Here is a 20797-nt window from a genome sequence, read left to right as displayed (position 1 = left end):
GATGGTTGTGGTTCAACGGTAAACGGCGAGGCTCAGCCCGCCGCAGATGCAGACGAGAAGGCAGGCCCGGAACAGCGACGGGTGCCAGACGAGACGGTAGAGCCCGGTATAGGCGAGCAGCCGGTCGACGGCCCACGTCGCCAGCGCGCCGATGACGAACATCAGCACGACCGTGGGCATGTAGGCATCGAGGATGGCGAGTTCACGCGGCATCATGACGAGGTTCCTTGTTGGGGGCGCGGCCGCGGTTCAGCGACGCGAGCGGCGATTCGGGATCGAGCAGCGCGGTGCGCACGAAATGCAGCTGGCTCAGGATGCGCTGCAGCCGGTGGCGTTCGTCGCGCGGCGGCGCAAGCGCGATCAGTGCGGCGAGCGCCTGCCGGGTCGCGTCGATCGCCGCGTTGGTGGCCGCGAGCGACGCGTCGAAGCGGTCCGCGGCCGGTTTCTCGAACAGCGCGGAAAGGGTGTCGCGCATCGTGTCGATCGCGCGGCGCCACGGCGTTTCCGGCGCGTAGTGCGGGTCGGCCGGCAGCGCGACGAGTTCGTCGCGCAGGTCGATCGCCGCATTGCCGGCCTCGAGCACCGTGAACATCCAGCGCAGCGCGTCGCGCTGCACGTCCGGCTGATCGGCCGACAGCGTGTGCGCCTGGTGCATCAGGTCGCGCGCGCCGCTCTCGAAGCGCGTGCGCAGGCCCGCGAGCCGCGCGTGGCAAGCCGCGACGGCCTGGTGCCGCAGGTCCGCGAACAGGCGCTTCTTCAGCCACGGCGCGGTCGGCGGGAACAGCACCGCGAACGCGATCGCCGACACCAGCATCGACAGCACGAGCGCGAGCGCGTCGTTCATGAAGCTCGACGGGTCGTAATGCGTGATGCTGTCCGGGCCGGCAAGGAAACAGAAGAAGATCAGGTAGCCCATCCCGTAGCCCGCGAGCTTCGGTTTCAGCGTCATATAGATGCCGATCGCGAGCAGCGGCGCGAGCGCCGCGCACAGCAGGACGAAGCCGTCGATCCGCGGGTAGATCCCGAACATCAGCAGAAAACCCGTGCAGACCGCGAGCGCCGTGCCGATAGCCATTTGCGCGGACATCGCGGTCGGGCGCGGCGTCGACGACGCGAGTGCGCAGGTCGCCGCTGCCGTCAGCACCAGCGTGACGCCGTTCGGCCAGGCGCTCTCGATCCAGAACCAGCCGAGCGCCAGGATCACCGTCGCGGTGCGGATGCCCGCGATCACGGCGGCCGTCAGATTGGTGCGCGGCTCGTAGCGCTCGATCCAGCGTTCGCGCTCGTGCGTCGCGGTCGCGAGCGACGCATAGGTCGCCGCGTACTCCTGCAGGTCGGTGATGAAGCGGTACAGCAGCTCGGCGGCCGTGTCGAAGTCGAGCAGCGGGAAGTCGGGCTGCGTTTCGAGTTCCGCGCGCGTTGCGCGGATGCGGCGCGGCAGCGCATCGCGCCACGCGAGCAGTTGCTCGGCCGAGTGCGCGGCGTCGGCCGACGTGCGCACGGGGCTGCCGTTACGCGTGAGCAGCGGTGCGATCTCGCGGAAATACGGTTCGATCGCAGCGATCGCGGCCTGCGCACCGGCCGCGTGCAGCCGGTTCATCAGCTGGTGCAGCGCGTGAAAGCGGCTCGATGCGCTCATGAACTCGCTGTTCAGCCGCGCGAGGCGGCCGCTGCGCATGCGCGTGTCGGGATCCTCGAACACGGCCATGCTGCGCGCGGCCTCGAATCCGACCACGTCGGCGACGAAGCGGGTATGGATGGTTTCGATGTGCGCGCGGTCGAGCTGACCGGACAGCGCCGACGCGACGTAGTCGACGAAACTTCCGAAGCGCTTGCGTACCGTCGTGCGCATCTGCTCGCCCGTGTACTGCGGAAACACGAGTGCGCTGACGACGCCGGCCGACACGATCCCGACGATCACCTCGGAGACGCGCGTCATCGCGCTCATGAATGCGCCGTCCGGGTGTTGCGATGCGGGCAGGCCGATCAGCGCGGTCGTATAACCGGCGAGCAGGAAGCCGTAGCTGCGGAAGTTGCGGTTGCGCGCGGCGCCGGCCGTGCACAGCGCGATCCACAGCGCGATGGACAGCAGGAACAGCTGCGGCTGCTGCGGAAACAGCGAGACGAACGTGAGCGTCGCGAGGAGTCCGAAGATCGTGCCTGCGACCCGGTAGAAACTCTTCGCGAACACGGCGCCGCTTTGCGGCTGCATCACGATGAACACGGTCGTCATCGCGGTCTTCGGCGCCGGCAGGTCGAGGCGCATCGATACGCCGAGCGCGATGAACGCCGCGAGCAGCGCCTTGACGAGATAGAGCCAGGCGACGCCGTCGGTGCGGGCCCAGTCGCCGAGCGCGGCGAGCCACGCGGACGGCGGATGGCCGGCGGGCGGGGAGGCGGAGGAGGTGGCTGGCATGACGAGCGCTCCGCGTTACCGGGCCGCCGGCGCGTGGGCCGCGTCGGCGCGCGCGAGCGGCGCGGCGCCGGCGGCTTTCGGATTCGACGCAGCGGCAGCCGGCGCCTTGGCGCCTGAGGTGGTGGCCGATGCTTTGGGGCCCGACGTAGCGGCGCCCGACGCTCCGGCGCCCGGCACATCCTCACCCGTCTCGACGCCGCCGCCGAGCGCGGCCATCAGCGCCGCGTGCGCGGACAGGCGCTCCGCGTCGATCCGCGCGGCCGTTTCCTGCGCACGCAACAGCTGCTGCTGCGCGACCAGCACGTTCACGTAATCGGTCAGGCCGCGGCGGAAGCCTTCGCGCGACAGCTGATAGCTGCGGTCGTTCGCGGCCACCGAGCGTGCGGCATCCTTCTTCTGCGTATCGAGCGAGCGGATTCGCACGACCTGGTCGGCGATGTCCTTGAGCGCGCCGACGATCGTCTGGTTGTAGCGCTCGACCGCCTGGTCGTAGCCGGCCGACGCCGCGCCGAGCTGCGCGCGCAGCCGGCCGCCTTCGAAGATCGGCAGCGACAGCGCCGGGCCGGCGGTCCAGCCGCCGTTCATCGCGCGCAGGAAGTCGGCGAACGGCGCGGTCACGCCGAAGCCGCCGACGGTCGCGAGCAGGTCGATGTTCGGATAGAACGCGGCCTTCGCGACGTCGATGCCGCGCGCTTGCGCGTCGACCGTCCAGCGCGCCGCGACGACGTCCGGCCGGCGGCCGAGCAGGTCGGCCGGCAGCGCGGACGGCAGGCCGGCCGGCGCGTCGAGCGCGAGCTTCGGCCGCGCGATCGAGTCGCCCGCGCCCGGCCCCTTGCCGGCGAGGGCGGCGAGCTGGTGGCGGGCGAGCTGGATCGCTTCCTCGTACGTATCGATCTGGCGTTCGTAGTCGGGCAGCGTCGATTCCGCCTGGCTGACCTCGAGCTGCGTGCCGAGGCCGGCCTGCAGCCGCTTGCGCGCGAGATCCGCGAGCGCGCGCTGGCGCTCGAACGTGTCGTGCGCGAGGTCGAGCAGCGCGTAGTTCATCGACAGCCCGACGTAGGCGCGCACGACGTTGACCTCGAGTTCGAGACGCGCCGCGCGGGCGTCGGCCGCGCTCGCGTGCGCGACGTCGAGCGCGCGCTCGGTCGCGTTCTTGTCCTTGCCCCACAGGTCGAGGTGATACGACAGGCCGAGCGTGCCGGTGTTGTTCCAGGTGTCGGCGTTCGCGAGCGGCCCCGGGCCGTAGAACACGTTGTCCGGCCAGTGCTGGCGCATCAGCGACAGGTTGCCGTTGATCTGCGGCAGTTCGGCCGAGCGGGCGACGCGGGCCATCGCCTGCGCCTCGCGCACGCGCGCCTGCGCGGCGGCGAGCGTCGGGTTGCCGGCCTGCGCGGCGGCGATCCACGCGTCGAGCTGCGGATCGCGATACGCGCGCCACCAGTCGGCCGCGGGCCAGCCCGCGTCGCGGTCGGCCGCACGGATGGCCGCCCCGGCGTCGAGCGCGCCCGGGTCGACCCCTGCGTGGACTGCGGCTTGTTGTCGCCCATGCTCGCGCATCCGGCCATTGTTAATGAGACTGCAAGAACCGCGAGTGCGAGCGTCCCTTTTATTGCCGGAGACTGCACGATTTTCTCCCTTTCGGATATAGATGAGCCGACAAGGATTATATTTTTAGGCAATTGCTGAATATACGGACAACGGTGCAAGTCATTTTTACAAAAGCTGAGATAATATTTGTTGGCGAGCGTGTAACAATCCTCCCCGATTCTCACGGGTAATGGCATGGATACGTTACAAAACATGCGGGTATTCATGCGCGTCGTCGATGCGGGCAGTTTCACCGCGGCCGCGCAGCAGATGAATTCGACGACCGCCTATACGTCGCGCGCCGTCTCGGACCTGGAGGCGCACCTGCGCACCCGGCTCCTGAACCGGACCACGCGCCGCATCGCGCTGACCGAGGCCGGCGAACGCTATCTGCAGCGCTGCGAACAGATCCTCGCGTATGTCGACCAGGCGGAAGCGGAGGCGAGCGATGCGCATGCGCGCCCGTCGGGCAAGCTGAAGGTGCACTGCTTCACGAGCCTCGGCCAGCACTATACGGTGCCGGCCGTGTCACGCTATCGCGAGCGCTATCCGGACGTGCACGTCGACCTGACGCTCGCGCAGCGGATGCCCGACCTGCTCGACGAGGGCTACGACGTCGCGATCGTCGTCGGCCGCGACCTGCCGGATTCCGGGCTCGTGTCGCAGCGGCTCGGCGAATCCTACAGCGTCGTCTGCGCGTCGCCGCGCTACCTCGAGCGGCACGGCGTGCCGCAACAGCCGCAGGATCTCGCGCGTCACACCTGTCTCGGCATGGTTGCGCCGGGCTTTCACTACGACGACTGGACGCTGTCCGGGCCGAACGGCGACGAGCACGTCGCGCTGTCGGCGCCGCCGTTCCGCGTGAACGTCGCCGAGGCGCTCGCGGTGGCCGTGCGGGAAGGGATGGGCATCGGCGTGCTGCCGATCTACTCGGCGATCGCCGGCCTGCGCAACGGCCATTTCGTGCGCGTGATGCCCGAGTACCGGTCGCACGTGATGAACATCTACGCGCTGTATCCGTCGCGCCAGTATCTCGACGCGAAAATCCGGACCTGGGTCGATTTCCTGCGCGACGAGCTGCCGGCGACGCTCGACGCCGACGAGGCCGCGCTGGAGCAGTTCACGCGCGCGACATGACGTCGCGGGATCGCGAAATCTGACGAGATTTGTCGTTCGCGCAACACTTTTTTACGGTCGTCCGGCGGACAGTTTGATACTGTCTGGCTCAGAGTGATCTGCAGCAATACGGAGAAGCAATGGATACGCACCTGATGATCGGCCTTGGAATCCTGTTCGGCGTGATCGGCGCCGTCGCGTCGCGCGACCTGCTGCGCGCAATGAAGGCGCGGCTGCAGCCGGCGCCGGTCCGGGTGCGGTCGGCGTCGGAAGCCGCGCGCCGCCTCGGACGCTGAAGCGGCGGGGCGGTCTAGTGGTTGGCCGCCTCGCGGTCGGCCGCCCCGTCAAGCACCACGACCTTGTCCCACGCGAACGCGGTGTTTTCCAGTTCGCCGGTGCGCCGGCGAATGTAGCCGCGCGGATTGCAGACGACGCGCGTGCCGCCTTCCGTCACGTAATCGAATGAAGTATGCGTGTGGCCGTGCGCCCAGAGCGCGACCGGCGCGCGCACCAGCCCCGCCAGATCGTTGACGAACCCGGCCGACACCGGATCCTGCGCATAGCGCTCGGCGAGCGAGCGCCGGTGCGGCGCATGATGGGTCGCCACGATCGTCGTGCCGGCGAACGGCGCAGTCAGCTGCGCCTCGAGCCACCCTCGCGAGCGGCGATGCAGCGCGAGCGCATCGGCCGGCGTGAAATCGCGTTCCGCGCCCCGTGCCGGCGCGTCGCCGCCCGCATGGACCGCCGCGTCGTGCGGCCACGTCACCTGGATCAGTCCCTTGAAATCGAGCATCACGCGCGACGCCGCATCGATCGCGCGCGCGACGCTCGCGTCATCCGCGCCGAACAGCGCGAAGTCGGTCCACAGCGTCGTGCCGAGCACCCGGAAGCGCCCGGCCGGATCGACGTAGGTGTCGTTGTTCAGGTAATGCACGTTGTCGAGCGCGCGCGCCGCGTCGCGCATCGCCGCCTCGAGCGCGCCGAACTCGCCGTCGTAGTACTCGTGGTTGCCGGGAACGTAGATCACCGGCACCTCGGGATCGAACGTCTCGGCGGCCCAGCGCAGGCCCTCCGCGTGGTTGTGGATGTCGCCGGCCAGCACGACGAGATCCGCGTCGGCATGGGGGATCACGTCGGGCAGGTTGCTTTCGAGATGCAGGTCGGACAGCACGCGGATCTTCACGAACGTCGCTCCGAAACAAGTGGCTTCAGCGTAGCACTTTGCCGGGGTTCATCAGGCCGCGCGGATCGAGCGCGGCCTTCAGCGCGCGCATCAGCCCGATCTCGACCGGCGACTTGTAGCGCTGCGCATCGTCGATCTTCAACTGACCGATCCCGTGTTCCGCGCTGATCGTGCCGTGATGGCGGTGCACGTTGTCGTAGACGATCCGGTTGACCGGCGCCTGGTATTCGGCGAGGAACGCCTTCGGGTCGCCGCCTGCGGGCGTCTGCACGTTGTAGTGGAGGTTGCCGTCGCCGAGATGGCCGAACGTCACCATCCGCGCGCCCGGCGCCGCCTGCTGGATCGCCGCGTCGGTCTCGTCGATGAAGCGCGCGATCGACGAGATCGGCACCGCGATGTCGTGCTTGATGTTGAGCCCTTCGTCGGCCTGCGCGAGCGGGATGTGCTCGCGCAGGTCCCAGAACGCGCGCGACTGCGCGAGGTTCTCCGCGACCACCGCGTCGACCACGATGCCGGCCTCGAACGCCTCCTCCATCAGCTTCTCGAACAGCGCGCGCGCGTGCGCTTCGCTCTCGTTGTCCGACAGTTCGAGCAGCACCGTTTGCGGATGCGTGCGATCGAACGGGTAGCGCAGCTGCGGATAATGCTTGCCGACGAGCTGCATGCAGAAATCCGACATCAGCTCGAAGCCCGTCAGCAGCGGCCCGGCCGCGCGCTGCGCGAGCGCGAGGAAGTCGAGCGCCGCATGTGGCGATTCGAGCGCGGCGAGCGCCGTGACCTGCGCGGCCGGCAGCGGGTGCAGCTTCATCACGGCGGCGGTGATGATGCCGAGCGTGCCTTCGGCGCCGATGAACAGGTCGCGCAGGTCGTAGCCGGTGTTGTCCTTGCGCAGCCCGCGCAGGCCGTCCCAGATCTCGCCCTGCGGCGTCACGACCTCGAGCCCGAGGCACAGCTCGCGCGCGTTGCCGTAGCGCAGCACCGCGGTGCCGCCGGCGTTGGTCGCGAGGTTGCCGCCGATCGTGCAGCTTCCCTCGGCCGCGAGGCTCAGCGCGAACAGCCGGCCGGCGTCGCGCGCGCGGGCCTGCACGTCGGCGAGGATCACGCCGGCCTCGACGGTGATCGTGTTGTTGTGCGGATCGAGCGCGCGCACGCGATTGACGCGCGCGAGGCTCAGCACCGCCTGCCCGCCGCTCGCGTCGGGCGTCGCGCCGCCGGCCAGGCCCGTATTGCCGCCTTGCGGCACGAGCGCGATGCCGTGCGCGTCCGCGAGCTTCACGAGCGCCGCGACTTCGGCGGTGCTCGCCGGTCTCAGCACCGCGCACGCGGACCCTTTGTAGCGGCGGCGCCAGTCGGTCAGGAACGGATCGGTGTCGTGCGCGTCGGTCAGCACGTAGTCCGCGCCGATCGCGTCGCGGCAGGCTGAAACGAAAGCTTCGGAAGAATTCATGGCGGTCGGTCGCGTAAGGATCAGGGCGCGGCGCGCGATTTTTTCGCCGCGCGTTTGAACGGCGCGACGTACGCAAGCGCCGCCGCGAAGAAGCCGGCGGCAAGCGCGGTCTCGCACCAGCCGAGCGTCGCGGACAGGCCGCGATCCGACATGCCGCGCACGACGCCTTCGGCGAAATAGACGAGGATCAGCATGCTCGCCCATTGCATCGTATAGATGTTACGCCGCCAGACGCCGGGCAGCGCGAGCGCGAGCGGCACCGCCTTGAGCATCAGCGCGGACCCGCCGGGCCGCAGCGGCGCGAGCCGCAGCTCCCACGCGAGCGACAGCGCGATCAGCGCGACGAGGCACGCGGCGGCGGCCAGTGCATAGCACGGCCGGGCGGCCGGAGCGGGGCGGGCGGCGGATTCGGGCGGATTCATGCGGCGGCCTGCGCGTCGGCGAGGGCGCTGGCCGTGCGGGCCAGCCGGGCGCCGAGCGCGGCGGCGAGCGCCTTTTCGTCGGCGGACAGCCCGCCGGGCGCGGCGCGCTCGTGCCGTGACACGTGCGACGCGCCGTACGGCGTGCCGCCCGTCTGCGTCGTGGTGAGCGCGGATTCGGTGTACGGGATGCCGACGATCATCATCCCGTGATGAAGCAGCGGCAGCATCATCGACAGCAGCGTCGATTCCTGGCCGCCGTGCAGGCTGCCGGTCGATGTGAACACGCACGCGGGCTTGCCGGTCAGCGCGCCGGACAGCCATTGCGGCGTCGTGCCGTCGAGGAAATACTTGAGTGACGCGGCCATGTTGCCGAAGCGGGTCGGCGAGCCGAGCGCGAGGCCCGCGCATTCCTCGAGATCGCGCAGTTCGGCGTACGGCGGGCCGTCGTCCGGGATCTCGGGCGCGGTCGCCTCGCACACGGCCGACACGGGCGGCACGGTGCGGATGCGCGCCTGCATGCCCGGCACGCTGTCGATGCCATGCGCGATCGCGAGCGCGAGGTCGCGCGTCGCGCCGTGACGGCTGTAATAAAGCACGAGGATGTCTTTCATGGGCAAAGGGGCGTTCTCGCGGCGGCGCATGTGCGCGCCGTGCGCGAACCGCCCCTGCCGGATTGAGCGGCTATTATAGGGGCTGAAGCCGTCGCGCGAAGCGACGGTGCGCGCCCGCCGTATGGCGCAGCGCATGTCGAAGGAGGAAAACCGTTTGCCGAAGTTGAGCGTCGATCTCGACACCATCAAGCGCCTCGCGCGCTTCGCCGCGAAACGCAGCGCCGAGGACCGCATCCCGCAGGTGGCGGGCAGTCTCACGTTCACGACGATGCTGGCGCTCGTGCCGCTCGTGACGGTGGCGTTCGCGCTGTTTACCGCGTTCCCGATGTTCGCGTCGTTCCAGATCGCGCTGCAGGGGTTCCTCGCCGATCACCTGATGCCGGCGCAGTTCAACATCCAGATCTTCAAGTACCTGAACCAGTTCGCGTCGAAGGCGAAGGGCCTGACCACGGCGGGCCTGATCGTGCTCGTCGTCACGTCCGTGATGACGATGATGACGATCGAATCCGCGTTCAACCTGATCTGGCGGGTGCGCAAGCCGCGGCCGTTCGCGCAGCGGGTGCTCGCGTACTGGGCGCTGATCACGCTCGGGCCGCTGCTGTTCGGCGTGAGCCTGTCGATCTCGTCATACCTGTTCACGCAGTCGCTCGCGTTCACCGGCGCGGCGCCGACGACGTCGGTCGTCGAATGGCTGCTGACGTTCGCGTCGCTGCCGCTGACGGTGCTCGCGTTCACGCTTCTTTACGTTTATCTGCCCAATTGCACGGTCGCGTGGCGCGACGCGGTGGTCGGCGGGCTGTTCGCCGCGATCGCGTTCGAGCTCGCGAAGCGCGGCTTCGGGTACTACGTGAGGCGGATTCCGACCTACACCGCGGTGTACGGTGCGTTTGCCGCGCTGCCGGTGTTCCTGCTGTGGGTGTATCTGAGCTGGTTCATCGCGCTGCTCGGCGGGATGGTGACGTCGGCGTTGCCGGCGATCCGCGTCGGTCAGTTCCACCGCATCCACTATCCGGGCAGCGACCTGCTCGATGCGCTGGAACTGCTTGCGCGGCTCGCGGAGGCGCGCGCGGCAGGCAAGCCGGCCTATTCGGCGCTGCGGCTCGCGGCAATGCTGCGCTGCGACATCGAGACCGCGCAACGCTTGCTGGCGCTGCTGGAGGAGCGCGAGTGGGTGGCGCGGCTGGAAGGCGGCGACGGCGCGCAGCGCTACGTGCTGCTCGCGAATCCCGAGCAGCTGACGCTCGCGCAACTGTTCGACGTGCTGGTGATCGACCGGACCGAGCTGACCTACCAGCTGCAGCGGCGCCGCACCCATGTCGACGGCGCGGCCTTGCTCGCGGTGCTGTCGAGCGACCGCTTCGATGTGTCGCTCGCGTCGCTGATCGCCGCGCGCGCGGCCGATGGCGCGCAGCCGGCCGCGCCGGCGTCCGGCTCGCTCGCCGGCGCGGCGCCCGACCCGCACGCGCGTCCGCCGAAAACGGCGTGACGCCGCGCCGGAAGGCGTGCGTTACAGCGGGATCTTGCCGGTGCAGATGTCCCTGAACATCACCCAGTCGCCCATCAGGCTGTAGATCGGGTGGCGGAAGGTGGCGGGGCGGTTCTTCTCGAAGAAGAAGTGCCCGACCCACGCGAACGCGTAGCCGCACACGACGGCGGCCGGCAGCCAAAGCCAGTCGCCGGTCGCGATCGCCATCGCGACGCAGCCGATCACGCCGAGCGAGCCGATGAAGTGCAGCCGCCGCGACGTCAGGTTCTGGTGTTCGTTCAGGTAGTACGGGTAGAAGTCAGCGAAGCTGGCGAAATGCTCCGTATGCGAATGCGCCATGGCCGTCTCCTCGGGCCGCTGTCCATGAAGCCATTGTGCGGCGAGCGGCGGGCGGCCGCAAGCGTGCCGGCTGGCCGGCCTCCGCTTTCCTTTTGACAGGCTTTCCGATAGGATCGAAAGCCGGTTTTGCATATATGCATGAGGGGACTACGATGCGCGTCAGCGATATTCTGAAAGTCAAGGGCAACACGCTGTTCACGGTGACGCCCGATACGCCGCTGCGCGAAGCGGTTGATACGATGGCCGAACACGACATCGGTTCGCTCGTCGTGATGGAGTACGGCGATCTCGTCGGGATGCTGACGTTCCGCGAGATCATTCTGCGCCTGCGCGAAAACGGCGGCGCGATCGGCGAGGTCCAGGTCCGCAAGGTGATGGACGAGCCGCTCACCTGCACGCCCGAAACGGACGTCAACGAAGTGCGCCGGATGATGCTCGAGCGTCACGCGCGCTACATGCCGGTGCTCGACAAGAAGGTGCTGATGGGCGTCATTTCGTTCTACGACGTCGCGAAGACGGTCGTCGAGGCGCAGAGCTTCGAGAACCGGATGCTGAAGGCATACATCCGCGACTGGCCGGAGCCGGAATCCGAAGCCCGCAAGCCGGTCGCCGGCTGAACGCCGCGCCCGCGCCGTCCCGTCCGGCGCGGGTGCCTCCGTCCAGCGCGGCGGCGCGGGCCAGGCCTGCGCCTGCGGCGCTGCCTTTCCTCCGATAACCAGGGCCCGCGCAGCTTCGCCGAGACGACGCGCGCGTATTCCGCATGAGCGATCACACGTCAGTCTCGTCAGAGCGCCGCAGCGAACGGCGCGCGCACGCCTCCCAGTTCGACCTGCTGCGCGAACGCCGCTTCGCGCCGTTCTTCACGACCCAGTTTCTCGGCGCGTTGAACGACAACGTCTTCAAGATCGGCTTCACGTCGCTCGTCACCTATCACACCGCGCGGTTTTCCGGCGTCGACGCGAAGACCGCCGCGTTCCTGATCTCCGCGATCTTCATCCTGCCGTTCGTGTTGTTCTCGGCGACGTCCGGGCAGATCGCCGACAAGTACGACAAGGCGCGCCTCACGCGCTTCGTGAAGTCCTTCGAGATCGTGCTGATGCTCGTCGGCGCCGCCGGCTTCGTCACGCACAGCGCGGCGCTGCTGTACCTGTGCACGTTCATGATGGGGATGCACTCGACGCTGTTCGGGCCGGTCAAGTATTCGTACCTGCCGCAGCACCTGGGCGAGCACGAGCTGGTCGGCGGCAACGGCCTCGTCGAGATGGGCACCTTCATCGCGATCCTGATCGGTACGATCATCGGCGGCGCGGCCGCGGGGCTGGCCGGCCGCGGCGAGCTCGTGCTCGCGGTCAGCTGCGTCGCGATCGCGCTCGCGGGGCGCGTCGCCGCGCAGCGGGTGCCGCCGACGCCCGCGCCGCAGCCCGATCTCGTGATCAACTGGAATCCGGTCAGCGAAACGTGGCGCAACCTCGGGCTCGCGCGCCAGAACCGCACCGTGTTCCTGAGCCTGCTCGGCATCTCGTGGCTGTGGTTCGTCGGCGCGACGTTCCTCACGTCGTTCTTCAATTTCGCGAAGGACGTGCTGTCCGCGAGTCCCGACGTCGTCACGATCCTGCTCGCGACGTTCTCGGTCGGCATCGGCATCGGCTCGCTGCTGTGCGAGCGGCTGTCGCAGCGGCGCGTCGAGATCGGCCTCGTGCCGCTCGGCTCGATCGGCATCAGCGCGTTCGCGATCGAGCTGTATTTCGCGAGCCATGCGCTGCCCGCACCCGGGCACCTGCTGTCGGTCGGGGAATTCCTGGCCGGCGCGCGCCACTGGCGCATCCTCGCCGACCTGTTCCTGCTCGCGATGTTCGGCGGCTTCTACAGCGTGCCGCTCTACGCGCTGATCCAGAGCCGCAGCGCGCCGACGCACCGCGCGCGGATCATCGCCGCGAACAACATCCTCAACGCGCTGTTCATGATCGTGTCGGCGGTGATGGCGATGGCGCTGACCAAGGCGGGCGTCGGCATCCCGGGCATCTTCCTCGTCACCGCGCTGCTCAACGTCGCGGTCGCGGCCTACATCTACCTGCTCGTGCCCGAATTCCTGCTGCGCTTCGTCGCGTGGGTGCTCGTGCATACGTTCTACCGGATCCGGCTCGTGCACGCGGAGCGGATTCCGGAAGAAGGGGCGGCGGTGCTCGTCTGTAATCACGTCAGCTATGTCGACGCGCTGGTGCTTGCGGCCGCGAGCCCGCGTCCGATCCGCTTCGTGATGGATCACCGGATCTTCAGGACGCCGTTCGCGAGCTGGGTGTTCCGGCACGCGAAGGCGATCCCGATCGCGCCGCGCCACGAGGATCCCGAGATGCTCGCGCGCGCGTACGACGCGTGCGTGGCCGCGCTGCAGGAAGGGGAGCTGGTCTGCATCTTCCCCGAGGGCAAGCTGACGAAGACGGGCGACATCAACACGTTTCATCACGGCGTGACGGAGATCCTCCGCCGTACATCGGCGCCGGTGATTCCGATGGCGCTGCGCGGCCTGTGGGGCAGCGTGTTCTCGCGGCACGCGGACGCGCGCTGGCCGCGGCCGGTGAAGCGCGGCGTGATGAGCCGGCTGACGCTTGCGGTCGGCGAGCCGGTGCCGGCGGTGCTCGCGACGCCGGAGGCGCTGCAGGCCGCGGTGGCCGAATTGCGGGGCGCGCGCAAGTAGCGGCGGGCAGGGCGGGGTCGCATCGCGCGGCCCGCTCCGCCGGGACGGCTGGCATAATAGCGGTTTAGCTAAACCTTTCGACCGGCGAACGATCGATCTGCCCGCGTTCCGGCGGGCGGCGCATCAGTTTGCCTATCTCTCTTTGGGCGGTTCCACCATGTCCGGCAATACCCTCGGCACGCTTTTCACTGTCACGACCTTCGGCGAGTCGCACGGCCCCGCGATCGGCTGCGTGATCGACGGCTGCCCGCCGGGCATGGGGCTGACCGAGACCGACATCCAGCACGAGCTCGACCGCCGCAAGCCCGGCACGTCGCGGCATGTCACGCAGCGGCAGGAGGCCGACGAGGTCGAGATCCTGTCGGGCGTGTTCGAAGGCGTCACGACCGGCGCGCCGATCGCGCTCCTGATCCGCAACACCGACCAGCGCAGCAAGGACTACGGCAACATCGTCGAGACGTTCCGGCCGGGTCATGCCGACTACACGTACTGGCAGAAATACGGTGTCCGCGACTATCGCGGCGGCGGCCGCTCGTCCGCGCGCCTGACCGCGCCGATCGTCGGCGCGGGCGCGGTCGCGAAGAAGTGGCTGCGCGAGCGGTTCGGCGTCGAGGTGCGCGGCTGCATGAGCGCGCTCGGCGAGATCGACGTGCCGTTCGTCGACTGGTCGCACGTGAGCGAGAACCCGTTCTTCGCGCCGAACGCCGACGTCGTGCCGCAGCTCGAGGCGTACATGGATGCGCTGCGCAAGGACGGCGACTCGATCGGCGCGCGCATCGACGTCGTCGCATCCGGCGTGCCGGTCGGCTGGGGCGAGCCGGTGTTCGACCGTCTCGACGCGGACATCGCGAAGGCGATGATGAGCATCAACGCGGTGAAGGGCGTCGAGATCGGCGCGGGTTTCGAGAGCGTCGCGCAGCGCGGCTCCGTACACGGCGACGAGCTGACGCCGGACGGCTTCGTCGGCAATCACGCGGGCGGCGTGCTCGGCGGCATCTCGACCGGGCAGGACATCACGGTATCGATCGCGATCAAGCCGACGTCGAGCATCCGTACGCCGCGCCGGTCGATCACGAAGGCAGGCGAGCCCGCGATGGTGGAAACGTTCGGGCGTCATGATCCGTGCGTCGGCATCCGTGCGACGCCGATCGCGGAATCGATGCTCGCGCTGGTGCTGATCGATCATGCGCTGCGCCATCGCGCGCAATGCGGCGACGTCGAAACGCAAACGCCGAAGATCGCCGGCAGCGCGACCTGATACGACTCGGGCGCCGCTGCGCAGGAGGCCGGCCGTCGAATCCATGTAAAACGGGGTGCTGCGTCGAGCAGCACCCCGTTTCGTTTGAGCGGCGAAAAAAACGCCGCTCGAGGCGGCGTTTTCCGGCACGTCACATGTTCGGGTAGTTCGGCCCGCCGCCGCCTTCCGGCGTGACCCATACGATGTTCTGCGTCGGGTCCTTGATGTCGCAGGTCTTGCAGTGCACGCAGTTCTGCGCGTTGATCACGAGGCGATCGCTGCCGTCGTCGTTCTTCACGAACTCGTACACCGCCGCCGGGCAGAACCGGCTTTCCGGCCCCGCGTACGTGCGCAGGTTCACGTTCACCGGCACGTTCGCATCCTTCAGCGTCAGGTGCGCCGGCTGGTTCTCCTCGTGGTTCGTGTTCGAGATGAACACCGACGACAGCCGGTCGAACGTCAGCTTGCCGTCCGGCTTCGGATACTCGATCGGCTCGCACTGCGACGCCGGCTTCAGCATCTCGTGGTCCGCGTGCTTGTGGTGCAGCGTCCACGGCACGTTGCCGCCCATCACCTTCTGTTCGAGGCCGACCATCAGCGTGCCGAGATACAGCCCCTTCGCCATCCACTGCTTGAAGTTGCGTGCGCGGTACAGCTCGGTGTACAGCCACGACTGCTTGAACGCATCCGGATACGCGTTGAGCTCGTCCGCCTGGCGGCCGGCCTGCACCGCGTCGAACGCGGCGTCGGCCGCCAGCATCCCGGTCTTGATCGCCGCGTGGCTGCCCTTGATCCGCGACGCGTTCAGGAAGCCCGCGTCGTCGCCGATCAGCGCGCCGCCCGGGAACACCGTCTTCGGCAGCGACAGCAGCCCGCCCGCGGTGATCGCGCGCGCGCCGTACGACACGCGCTTGCCGCCTTCGAGGAACGCGCGGATCGACGGATGCGTCTTGTAGCGCTGGAATTCCTCGAACGGCGACAGGTACGGGTTCGTATAGCCGAGGCCGACCACGAAGCCGACCACGACCTGGTTGTTGTCCATGTGGTACAGGAACGAGCCGCCGTAGGTGTCGGCCTTCAGCGGCCAGCCGGCGGTGTGGATCACGAGGCCCGGCTTGTGCTTGGCCGGATCGATTTCCCACAGCTCCTTGATGCCGATCCCGTACGCCTGCGGATCGGCGTTCGCATCCAGCTTGAACTTCGCGATCAGCTGGCGGCCGAGGTGCCCGCGGCAGCCTTCGGCGAACAGCGTGTACTTCGCGTGCAGTTCCATGCCGAGCTGGAAGTTCTCGGTCGGCTCGCCGTCCTTGCCGATGCCCATGTTGCCGGTGGCGACGCCCTTCACGGAGCCGTCGTCGTTGTACAGGATCTCGGCGGCCGGGAAGCCCGGGAAGATCTCGACGCCCAGCGCCTCGGCCTGTGCCCCAAGCCAGCGCGTGACGTTGCCGAGCGAGATCACGTAGTTGCCGTGGTTCTTGAAGTTGTCCGGCAGCGCCCAGTTCGGCGTCTGCATCGCGCTCTTCTCGGACAGGAACAGGAAGCGGTCCTCGGTCACCTCGACGGTGAGCGGCGCGCCCCGTTCCTTCCAGTCGGGGAACAGCTCGCTGATCGCGCGCGGGTCCATCACCGCGCCCGACAGGATGTGCGCGCCGATTTCCGAGCCCTTCTCGAGCACGCACACGCCGATCTCGGCGCCTTTTTCAGCGGCGAGCTGCTTGAGCCGGATCGCCGCGGACAGCCCGGCAGGGCCGCCGCCGACGATCACGACGTCGTATTCCATCGATTCGCGCGGGCCGTATTGCTCGATGAGGCTTGCGGGGGTCATTGGCGTTCCTCTAACCGTTAGAATGCTTTTATTCGGGAGCGTATTGTCTGCGAAACGAAACGCTTGCCGCAACAGCATATGCGGATAGATTAGCACGATCGTTCTATTTTTGTGCTAGGGTTATGCCGCGTGAGCCAGGCCGTCCGCGGCGGAGAAACGACATCGAAAGGGGTGTGCAATGGGTCGGTCGATCAATCTGGAAGGCAAGGTCGCGTTGGTGACGGGCGCTTCGAGCGGGCTCGGCCAGCGCTTTGCGCAGGTGCTGTCGCAGGCGGGCGCGAAGGTCGTGCTCGCGAGCCGGCGCGTCGAGCGGCTCAAGGAGCTGCGCGCGGAGATCGAGGCGGCGGGCGGCGCGGCGCACGTGGTGTCGCTCGACGTCACCGATGTCCAGAGCATCAAGGCGGCCGTCGCGCATGCCGAAACGGAAGCGGGCACCATCGATATCCTCGTCAACAATTCGGGCGTGTCGACGATGCAGAAGCTCGTCGACGTGACACCCAGCGAATTCGAGTTCGTGTTCGACACGAATACGCGCGGCGCGTTTTTCGTCGCGCAGGAAGTCGCGAAGCGGATGATGATGCGCACCAACGGCAACGGCAAGCCGCCTTACCGGATCATCAACATCGCATCGGTGGCCGGCCTGCGCGTGTTCTCGCAGATCGGCCTGTACGCGATGAGCAAGGCCGCGGTCGTCCACATGACGCGCGCGATGGCGCTCGAATGGGGGCGTCACGGCATCAACGTCAACGCGATCTGCCCGGGCTATATCGATACGGAAATCAATCACTACCTGTGGGAAACCGAGCAGGGCCAGAAGCTGCAGTCGATGCTGCCGCGCCGGCGCGTCGGCAAGCCGCAGGATCTCGACGGGCTGCTGCTGCTGCTCGCGGCCGACGAGTCGCAGTTCATCAACGGCTCGATCATCTCCGCGGACGACGGCTTCGGCCTCGCGTGACCGGACGATTCACAGCAACAGCAACACTCAGCAACAAAGATGACTGCAATGAGCGATTACTCCCCTGTTTTCGAGATGTCGATGCCGATCCGCTGGGGCGACATGGACGCGTTCGGACACGTGAACAACACGGTCTATTTCCGCTACATGGAGCAGGCGCGGATTTCCTGGTTCGAGACGCTCGGCGTTGCCGGCGGCAACGGCGAAACGCAGGGGCCGGTCATCGTGACCGCGTCGATGGAGTTCCTCAAGCAGCTGCATTACCCGGGCGACGTGATCGCGAAGATGTCGGCCGCGAAGCCGGGGCGCAGCAGCTTCGACACCGGCTTCGAGCTGACCCGCGCCGATGATCCGCACCACGTCTACGCGCGCGGCAGCGCGCGCTGCGTGTGGGTCGACTATGCGCTCGGCAAGTCGGTGCCGTTGCCGCAACTGCTGCGCGACACGATCGAGCGCGCGCTCGCCGCCAGCATCGGCTGAAGTCCGGGCGCGACGGCCGTTGCGTCGCGCCGCTCAATGGCCGAGCAGACGCTGCAGCAGCTCGGCCGTATTCCCCGTCCCGTACTTGCGCATCAGCCGCGCGCGATAGATGTCGACCGTGCGCGAGCTGATGTCGAGCACCCGGCCGATCTGCTTGCTCGTCTTGCCGGTCGCGAGCTGCGCGGCGATCTCGCGCTCGCGCGGCGTCAGCGCGACGGCCACCGGGCGGGTCGCGCTCAGGTCCTCGAACGTCCAGACGCCGGCCGCGAGCGGCGCGGTGCGATCCAGCGCGCGGCCCGTCACGTGGCACCAGAACAGCTCGCCGTCGGCGCGCTTCATGATCCGGTCGTCCGCGTAGCTGCCGTTCACGACCATCACCCGCGAAATGCGCTCGCCGATCCGCTGGAATTCGTCCGGCGACGGGTAGAGCACCTCGTACGATTTCCCGATCAGGTCCGCGCGCGCGCAGCGGAAGATCGCCGCGACCGCGTCGTTGCAATCCTCGATCACGCGGTCGCGCGACATGACGAGGCCGATCGGCGCGAGATGGAAGGCGGTCTGGTAGTCGAGGGCGGGCATGGCAGCGGGCGAGCGATGGCAAATGCTTATGTATTTTTGCGTATTGTGCCGCATCCGCGCCGCATCGTACCCTTTCAGGCATCTCGCGGCGCTTGCCGCGGCACAAGAAGAAGCGCGTCGTCACGGCAGGCCTTGCCGTGCATGCATAGAATGATGCGGCGGGCCCGCGAGCCACGCCGGCGCGCGAACCCGGTTTCGCTGGTTTCCATAGAGGAAGGGACATACAGATGAATAAAGTCTATCCAAGCGCGGCGGCCGCGCTGGAAGGGATCGTCCAGGACGGACAGACCTTCGCGGTGGGCGGCTTCGGCCTGTGCGGCATTCCCGAGGCGCTGATCGGCGCGTTGCGCGATTCGGGCGTCAAGGGCATCACCTGCATCAGCAACAACGCGGGCGTCGACGGCTTCGGTCTCGGCCTGCTGCTCGAAACGCGCCAGATCAGGAAGATGATCTCGTCGTATGTCGGCGAGAACAAGGAGTTCGAGCGCCAATACCTGGCGGGCGAGCTGGAGCTGGAATTCACGCCGCAGGGCACGCTCGCCGAGAAGCTGCGCGCGGGCGGCGCGGGCATCCCCGCGTTCTTCACCAATACCGGCTACGGCACTGTGATCGCGGAAGGCAAGGAAACGCGCCAGTTCGGCGACCGCCACTACGTGCTCGAGCCGTCGCTGACGGCCGACGTCGCGCTCGTGAAGGCGTGGAAGGCCGACAAGTCGGGCAACCTGATCTATCGCCGCACGGCGCGCAACTTCAATCCGATGTGCGCGATGGCGGGCCGGATCACCGTCGCCGAGGTCGAGGAGATCGTCGAGAACGGCGAGCTCGATCCGGACCAGATCCACACGCCGGGGATTTTCGTGCAGCGGCTCGTGCTGAACGCGACGCCCGAGAAACGCATCGAACAACGCGTCGTGCGCGCGAAAGGAGACTGACATGGCTTGGAATCGTGACCAGATGGCCGCGCGCGCGGCGCAGGAACTGCAGGACGGCTTCTACGTGAACCTCGGCATCGGCCTGCCGACGCTCGTCGCGAACCACGTGCCGGAAGGCGTCGAAGTCTGGCTGCAGTCGGAGAACGGCCTGCTCGGCATCGGCCCGTCGCCGACCGAGGACGAAGTCGACGCCGACCTGATCAACGCCGGCAAGCAGACCGTCACGACGCTGCCGGGCTCGTCGATCTTCTCGTCTGCCGACTCGTTCGCGATGATCCGCGGCGGCCACATCAACCTCGCGATCCTCGGCGCGATGCAGGTCAGCAAGCAGGGCGACCTCGCGAACTGGATGATCCCCGGCAAGATGATCAAGGGGATGGGCGGCGCGATGGATCTCGTCGCCGGCGTGAAGCGCGTCGTCGTGCTGATGGAGCACGTCGCGAAGGGCGACCAGCACAAGATCCTCGAGGAGTGCACCCTGCCGCTGACGGGTGTCGGCGTGGTCGACCTGATCATCACCGATCTCGGCGTGATCGAAGTGACGCCGGCCGGCCTCAAGGTGATCGAGCTCGCCGACGGCGTCAGCGTCGACGAGATCCAGGCGAAGACCGGCGCACCGCTCGACGTGAGCGCGGTCGCGTAAGCGCGTCGCGCGCGTCCGGCGCACCCTTCGGCGCCCCGCATTCCCGACGGAATGCGGGGCGCTTGTCGTTCGGGCGCAGCGAATGAGCGGCCCACCGGCCGCGGCGTGCGTCACGCAATCGTGCCGCCGCCGTCGACCAGCACGGTCGAGCCGGTTGCGTAAGGCGTCGTCGCCAGATAGACGATCGCGTTCGCGACGTCTTCCGGCCGGCCGACGCGGCGGGCGGGCAGGCGTTGCGCGGCGTTCGCGAACAGTGCGTCGCGCGCGTCGGGGGCGAGCTTGTCCCACATCGGCGTCGCGATCAGGCCCGGCGACACGGTATTCACGCGCACCGGCGCCAGTTCGAGCGCGAGGCCGCGGGCGAGCGCCTCGAGCGCCGCGTTGATCGCGCCCTGCAGCACGGACGACGCGCTCGGCCTTGCGCTAAGGAAACCCGACACGAACGTCAGCGAGCCGCCCGGCGCGATGTCGATCGCGCGTGCGACGCGATACGCGCCCCAGAACTTGCTGTTCATCGCGGCTTGCGCGTCGTCGAACGGCAGCGACCGGACCGGGCCGGAGGCCGTCCGGGCGGCGGAGATCACGACGTGGTCGAACTGGCCGGCCCGCGCGCAGAACGCGTCGACGGCCGCGGTATCGGTGACGTCCAGCGTTTCGCGGCGCACCGCAGCGCCTGGCGCGGCCGCCGCGCCGGCCCGCTCGGGGTGGCGCGACGCGATCGTCACGGTCGCGCCGCGTTGCGCGAAGGCTTGCGCGGCGGCGGCGCCGATGCCGGAGCTGCCGCCGACGACGAGGACTGTCCTGCCATTGAGTGAATCGTTCATGATGGTCGGTTCGGATGAGA

20 protein-coding genes and 1 pseudogene are annotated in these 20797 nt (G+C 68.3%); 10 read left to right on the top strand and 11 right to left on the bottom strand.

The window, feature by feature from the left end:
* Window positions 1–12: 12 nt before the first annotated feature.
* From WJ35_RS04905 to WJ35_RS04895, 3 genes and pseudogenes are all read right to left on the bottom strand, one after another.
* Complete coding sequence (locus tag WJ35_RS04905; protein WP_010092591.1) at window positions 13–216, bottom strand: DUF1656 domain-containing protein; 204 nt, start codon at window positions 214–216, stop codon at window positions 13–15.
* Complete coding sequence (locus WJ35_RS04900) at window positions 203–2416, bottom strand: FUSC family protein (RefSeq protein ID WP_060233716.1); 2214 nt, start codon at window positions 2414–2416, stop codon at window positions 203–205. Before WJ35_RS04900 ends, WJ35_RS04905 begins: the two co-directional genes overlap by 14 nt.
* A 15-nt stretch (window positions 2417–2431) precedes the next feature.
* Window positions 2432–4041 (bottom strand): annotated as a pseudogene (locus WJ35_RS04895) (efflux transporter outer membrane subunit).
* Window positions 4042–4198: 157 nt separating this feature from the next.
* On the opposite strand from WJ35_RS04895, the gene WJ35_RS04890 reads away from it, so the two are divergent.
* Both WJ35_RS04890 and WJ35_RS31745 read left to right on the top strand, forming a co-directional pair.
* Window positions 4199–5140, top strand: coding sequence for a LysR family transcriptional regulator (locus tag WJ35_RS04890; protein ID WP_060233720.1), 942 nt, complete (start codon window positions 4199–4201; stop codon window positions 5138–5140).
* Window positions 5141–5259: 119 nt separating this feature from the next.
* Complete coding sequence (locus WJ35_RS31745) at window positions 5260–5415, top strand: hypothetical protein (protein WP_010092586.1); 156 nt, start codon at window positions 5260–5262, stop codon at window positions 5413–5415.
* 14 nt (window positions 5416–5429) lie between these two features.
* On the opposite strand, the gene WJ35_RS04885 is transcribed toward WJ35_RS31745, so the two are convergent.
* The 4 genes from WJ35_RS04885 to wrbA are packed head-to-tail and all read right to left on the bottom strand — an operon-like array spanning window position 5430 to window position 8782.
* The gene (locus tag WJ35_RS04885; protein WP_060233722.1) at window positions 5430–6302 is read right to left on the bottom strand and encodes a metallophosphoesterase; all 873 of its coding nucleotides are present in this window, start codon (window positions 6300–6302) and stop codon (window positions 5430–5432) included.
* A gap of 25 nt (window positions 6303–6327) precedes the next feature.
* The gene (locus WJ35_RS04880; protein ID WP_060233724.1) at window positions 6328–7749 is read right to left on the bottom strand and encodes an FAD-binding oxidoreductase; all 1422 of its coding nucleotides are present in this window, start codon (window positions 7747–7749) and stop codon (window positions 6328–6330) included.
* 20 nt (window positions 7750–7769) lie between these two features.
* Window positions 7770–8171 carry a DUF2069 domain-containing protein gene (locus WJ35_RS04875; protein WP_060233726.1) on the bottom strand — a complete coding sequence of 134 codons (402 nt, stop codon included), beginning with the start codon at window positions 8169–8171 and terminating at the stop codon, window positions 7770–7772.
* Complete coding sequence (gene wrbA, locus WJ35_RS04870; RefSeq protein ID WP_010092581.1) at window positions 8168–8782, bottom strand: NAD(P)H:quinone oxidoreductase; 615 nt, start codon at window positions 8780–8782, stop codon at window positions 8168–8170. The genes WJ35_RS04875 and wrbA overlap by 4 nt, the downstream gene beginning before the upstream one ends.
* Window positions 8783–8936: 154 nt before the next feature.
* Here wrbA and WJ35_RS04865 point away from each other — a divergent pair, with 154 nt between their 5' ends.
* Window positions 8937–10268, top strand: a complete 1332-nt coding sequence (locus WJ35_RS04865) for a YihY family inner membrane protein (RefSeq protein ID WP_069239405.1) — start codon at window positions 8937–8939, stop codon at window positions 10266–10268.
* A gap of 21 nt (window positions 10269–10289) precedes the next feature.
* On the opposite strand, the gene WJ35_RS04860 is transcribed toward WJ35_RS04865, so the two are convergent.
* A complete protein-coding gene (locus tag WJ35_RS04860; RefSeq protein ID WP_010092579.1) occupies window positions 10290–10607 on the bottom strand; it encodes an Mpo1-like protein in 318 nt (105 codons plus the stop codon).
* 152 nt (window positions 10608–10759) lie between these two features.
* On the opposite strand from WJ35_RS04860, the gene WJ35_RS04855 reads away from it, so the two are divergent.
* From WJ35_RS04855 to aroC, 3 genes are all read left to right on the top strand, one after another.
* Complete coding sequence (locus WJ35_RS04855; protein WP_010092578.1) at window positions 10760–11224, top strand: CBS domain-containing protein; 465 nt, start codon at window positions 10760–10762, stop codon at window positions 11222–11224.
* 143 nt (window positions 11225–11367) lie between these two features.
* Window positions 11368–13302, top strand: coding sequence for an MFS transporter (locus tag WJ35_RS04850; RefSeq protein WP_060233728.1), 1935 nt, complete (start codon window positions 11368–11370; stop codon window positions 13300–13302).
* Between the two features lie 157 nt (window positions 13303–13459).
* Complete coding sequence (gene aroC / locus WJ35_RS04845; protein WP_060233730.1) at window positions 13460–14560, top strand: chorismate synthase; 1101 nt, start codon at window positions 13460–13462, stop codon at window positions 14558–14560.
* 130 nt (window positions 14561–14690) lie between these two features.
* Here aroC and WJ35_RS04840 read toward each other — a convergent pair whose 3' ends face one another.
* The gene (locus tag WJ35_RS04840) at window positions 14691–16364 is read right to left on the bottom strand and encodes an electron transfer flavoprotein-ubiquinone oxidoreductase (protein ID WP_069238832.1); all 1674 of its coding nucleotides are present in this window, start codon (window positions 16362–16364) and stop codon (window positions 14691–14693) included.
* 178 nt (window positions 16365–16542) lie between these two features.
* Here WJ35_RS04840 and WJ35_RS04835 point away from each other — a divergent pair, with 178 nt between their 5' ends.
* Both WJ35_RS04835 and WJ35_RS04830 read left to right on the top strand, forming a co-directional pair.
* The gene (locus tag WJ35_RS04835) at window positions 16543–17319 is read left to right on the top strand and encodes an SDR family oxidoreductase (RefSeq protein WP_042583788.1); all 777 of its coding nucleotides are present in this window, start codon (window positions 16543–16545) and stop codon (window positions 17317–17319) included.
* Between the two features lie 48 nt (window positions 17320–17367).
* On the top strand, window positions 17368–17799 hold the full coding sequence (locus tag WJ35_RS04830) for an acyl-CoA thioesterase (RefSeq protein ID WP_060237534.1): 432 nt from the start codon (window positions 17368–17370) through the stop codon (window positions 17797–17799).
* 33 nt (window positions 17800–17832) lie between these two features.
* Here the strand turns inward: WJ35_RS04830 and WJ35_RS04825 are convergent, their stop codons facing one another.
* Window positions 17833–18378, bottom strand: a complete 546-nt coding sequence (locus WJ35_RS04825) for a PAS and helix-turn-helix domain-containing protein (RefSeq protein WP_042583789.1) — start codon at window positions 18376–18378, stop codon at window positions 17833–17835.
* A 227-nt stretch (window positions 18379–18605) separates the two neighbouring features.
* On the opposite strand from WJ35_RS04825, the gene WJ35_RS04820 reads away from it, so the two are divergent.
* Window positions 18606–19310 carry a CoA transferase subunit A gene (locus tag WJ35_RS04820; RefSeq protein WP_010092571.1) on the top strand — a complete coding sequence of 235 codons (705 nt, stop codon included), beginning with the start codon at window positions 18606–18608 and terminating at the stop codon, window positions 19308–19310.
* A gap of 1 nt (window position 19311) precedes the next feature.
* On the top strand, window positions 19312–19953 hold the full coding sequence (locus WJ35_RS04815) for a CoA transferase subunit B (RefSeq protein ID WP_045566236.1): 642 nt from the start codon (window positions 19312–19314) through the stop codon (window positions 19951–19953).
* A 110-nt stretch (window positions 19954–20063) separates the two neighbouring features.
* Here the strand turns inward: WJ35_RS04815 and WJ35_RS04810 are convergent, their stop codons facing one another.
* Window positions 20064–20777, bottom strand: a complete 714-nt coding sequence (locus WJ35_RS04810) for an SDR family oxidoreductase (RefSeq protein ID WP_069238831.1) — start codon at window positions 20775–20777, stop codon at window positions 20064–20066.
* Between the last annotated feature and the right edge of the window lie 20 nt (window positions 20778–20797).

Origin of the sequence: Burkholderia ubonensis, from assembly GCF_001718695.1 — a bacterium.
Lineage (GTDB): Bacteria > Pseudomonadota > Gammaproteobacteria > Burkholderiales > Burkholderiaceae > Burkholderia > Burkholderia ubonensis_B.
The sequence above is the reverse complement of the archived record's forward strand: the minus strand, read 5'-3'. Positions and strand labels throughout refer to the sequence as shown.

Excerpts from the sequence above, each read along its gene's own strand:
- WJ35_RS04905 (WP_010092591.1), bottom strand. The coding sequence starts at position 216 with ATGATGCCGCGTGAACTCGCCATCCTCGATGCCTACATGCCCACGGTC.
- WJ35_RS31745 (WP_010092586.1), top strand. The coding sequence starts at position 5,260 with ATGGATACGCACCTGATGATCGGCCTTGGAATCCTGTTCGGCGTGATC.
- WJ35_RS04855 (WP_010092578.1), top strand. The coding sequence starts at position 10,760 with ATGCGCGTCAGCGATATTCTGAAAGTCAAGGGCAACACGCTGTTCACG.
- WJ35_RS04815 (WP_045566236.1), top strand. The coding sequence starts at position 19,312 with ATGGCTTGGAATCGTGACCAGATGGCCGCGCGCGCGGCGCAGGAACTG.
- wrbA (WP_010092581.1), bottom strand. The coding sequence starts at position 8,782 with ATGAAAGACATCCTCGTGCTTTATTACAGCCGTCACGGCGCGACGCGC.
- WJ35_RS04810 (WP_069238831.1), bottom strand. The coding sequence starts at position 20,777 with ATGAACGATTCACTCAATGGCAGGACAGTCCTCGTCGTCGGCGGCAGC.
- WJ35_RS04820 (WP_010092571.1), top strand. The coding sequence starts at position 18,606 with ATGAATAAAGTCTATCCAAGCGCGGCGGCCGCGCTGGAAGGGATCGTC.
- WJ35_RS04890 (WP_060233720.1), top strand. The coding sequence starts at position 4,199 with ATGGATACGTTACAAAACATGCGGGTATTCATGCGCGTCGTCGATGCG.
- WJ35_RS04825 (WP_042583789.1), bottom strand. The coding sequence starts at position 18,378 with ATGCCCGCCCTCGACTACCAGACCGCCTTCCATCTCGCGCCGATCGGC.
- WJ35_RS04860 (WP_010092579.1), bottom strand. The coding sequence starts at position 10,607 with ATGGCGCATTCGCATACGGAGCATTTCGCCAGCTTCGCTGACTTCTAC.
- WJ35_RS04835 (WP_042583788.1), top strand. The coding sequence starts at position 16,543 with ATGGGTCGGTCGATCAATCTGGAAGGCAAGGTCGCGTTGGTGACGGGC.
- WJ35_RS04880 (WP_060233724.1), bottom strand. The coding sequence starts at position 7,749 with ATGAATTCTTCCGAAGCTTTCGTTTCAGCCTGCCGCGACGCGATCGGC.
- WJ35_RS04900 (WP_060233716.1), bottom strand. The coding sequence starts at position 2,416 with ATGCCAGCCACCTCCTCCGCCTCCCCGCCCGCCGGCCATCCGCCGTCC.
- WJ35_RS04850 (WP_060233728.1), top strand. The coding sequence starts at position 11,368 with ATGAGCGATCACACGTCAGTCTCGTCAGAGCGCCGCAGCGAACGGCGC.
- WJ35_RS04875 (WP_060233726.1), bottom strand. The coding sequence starts at position 8,171 with ATGAATCCGCCCGAATCCGCCGCCCGCCCCGCTCCGGCCGCCCGGCCG.
- WJ35_RS04830 (WP_060237534.1), top strand. The coding sequence starts at position 17,368 with ATGAGCGATTACTCCCCTGTTTTCGAGATGTCGATGCCGATCCGCTGG.
- WJ35_RS04840 (WP_069238832.1), bottom strand. The coding sequence starts at position 16,364 with ATGACCCCCGCAAGCCTCATCGAGCAATACGGCCCGCGCGAATCGATG.
- aroC (WP_060233730.1), top strand. The coding sequence starts at position 13,460 with ATGTCCGGCAATACCCTCGGCACGCTTTTCACTGTCACGACCTTCGGC.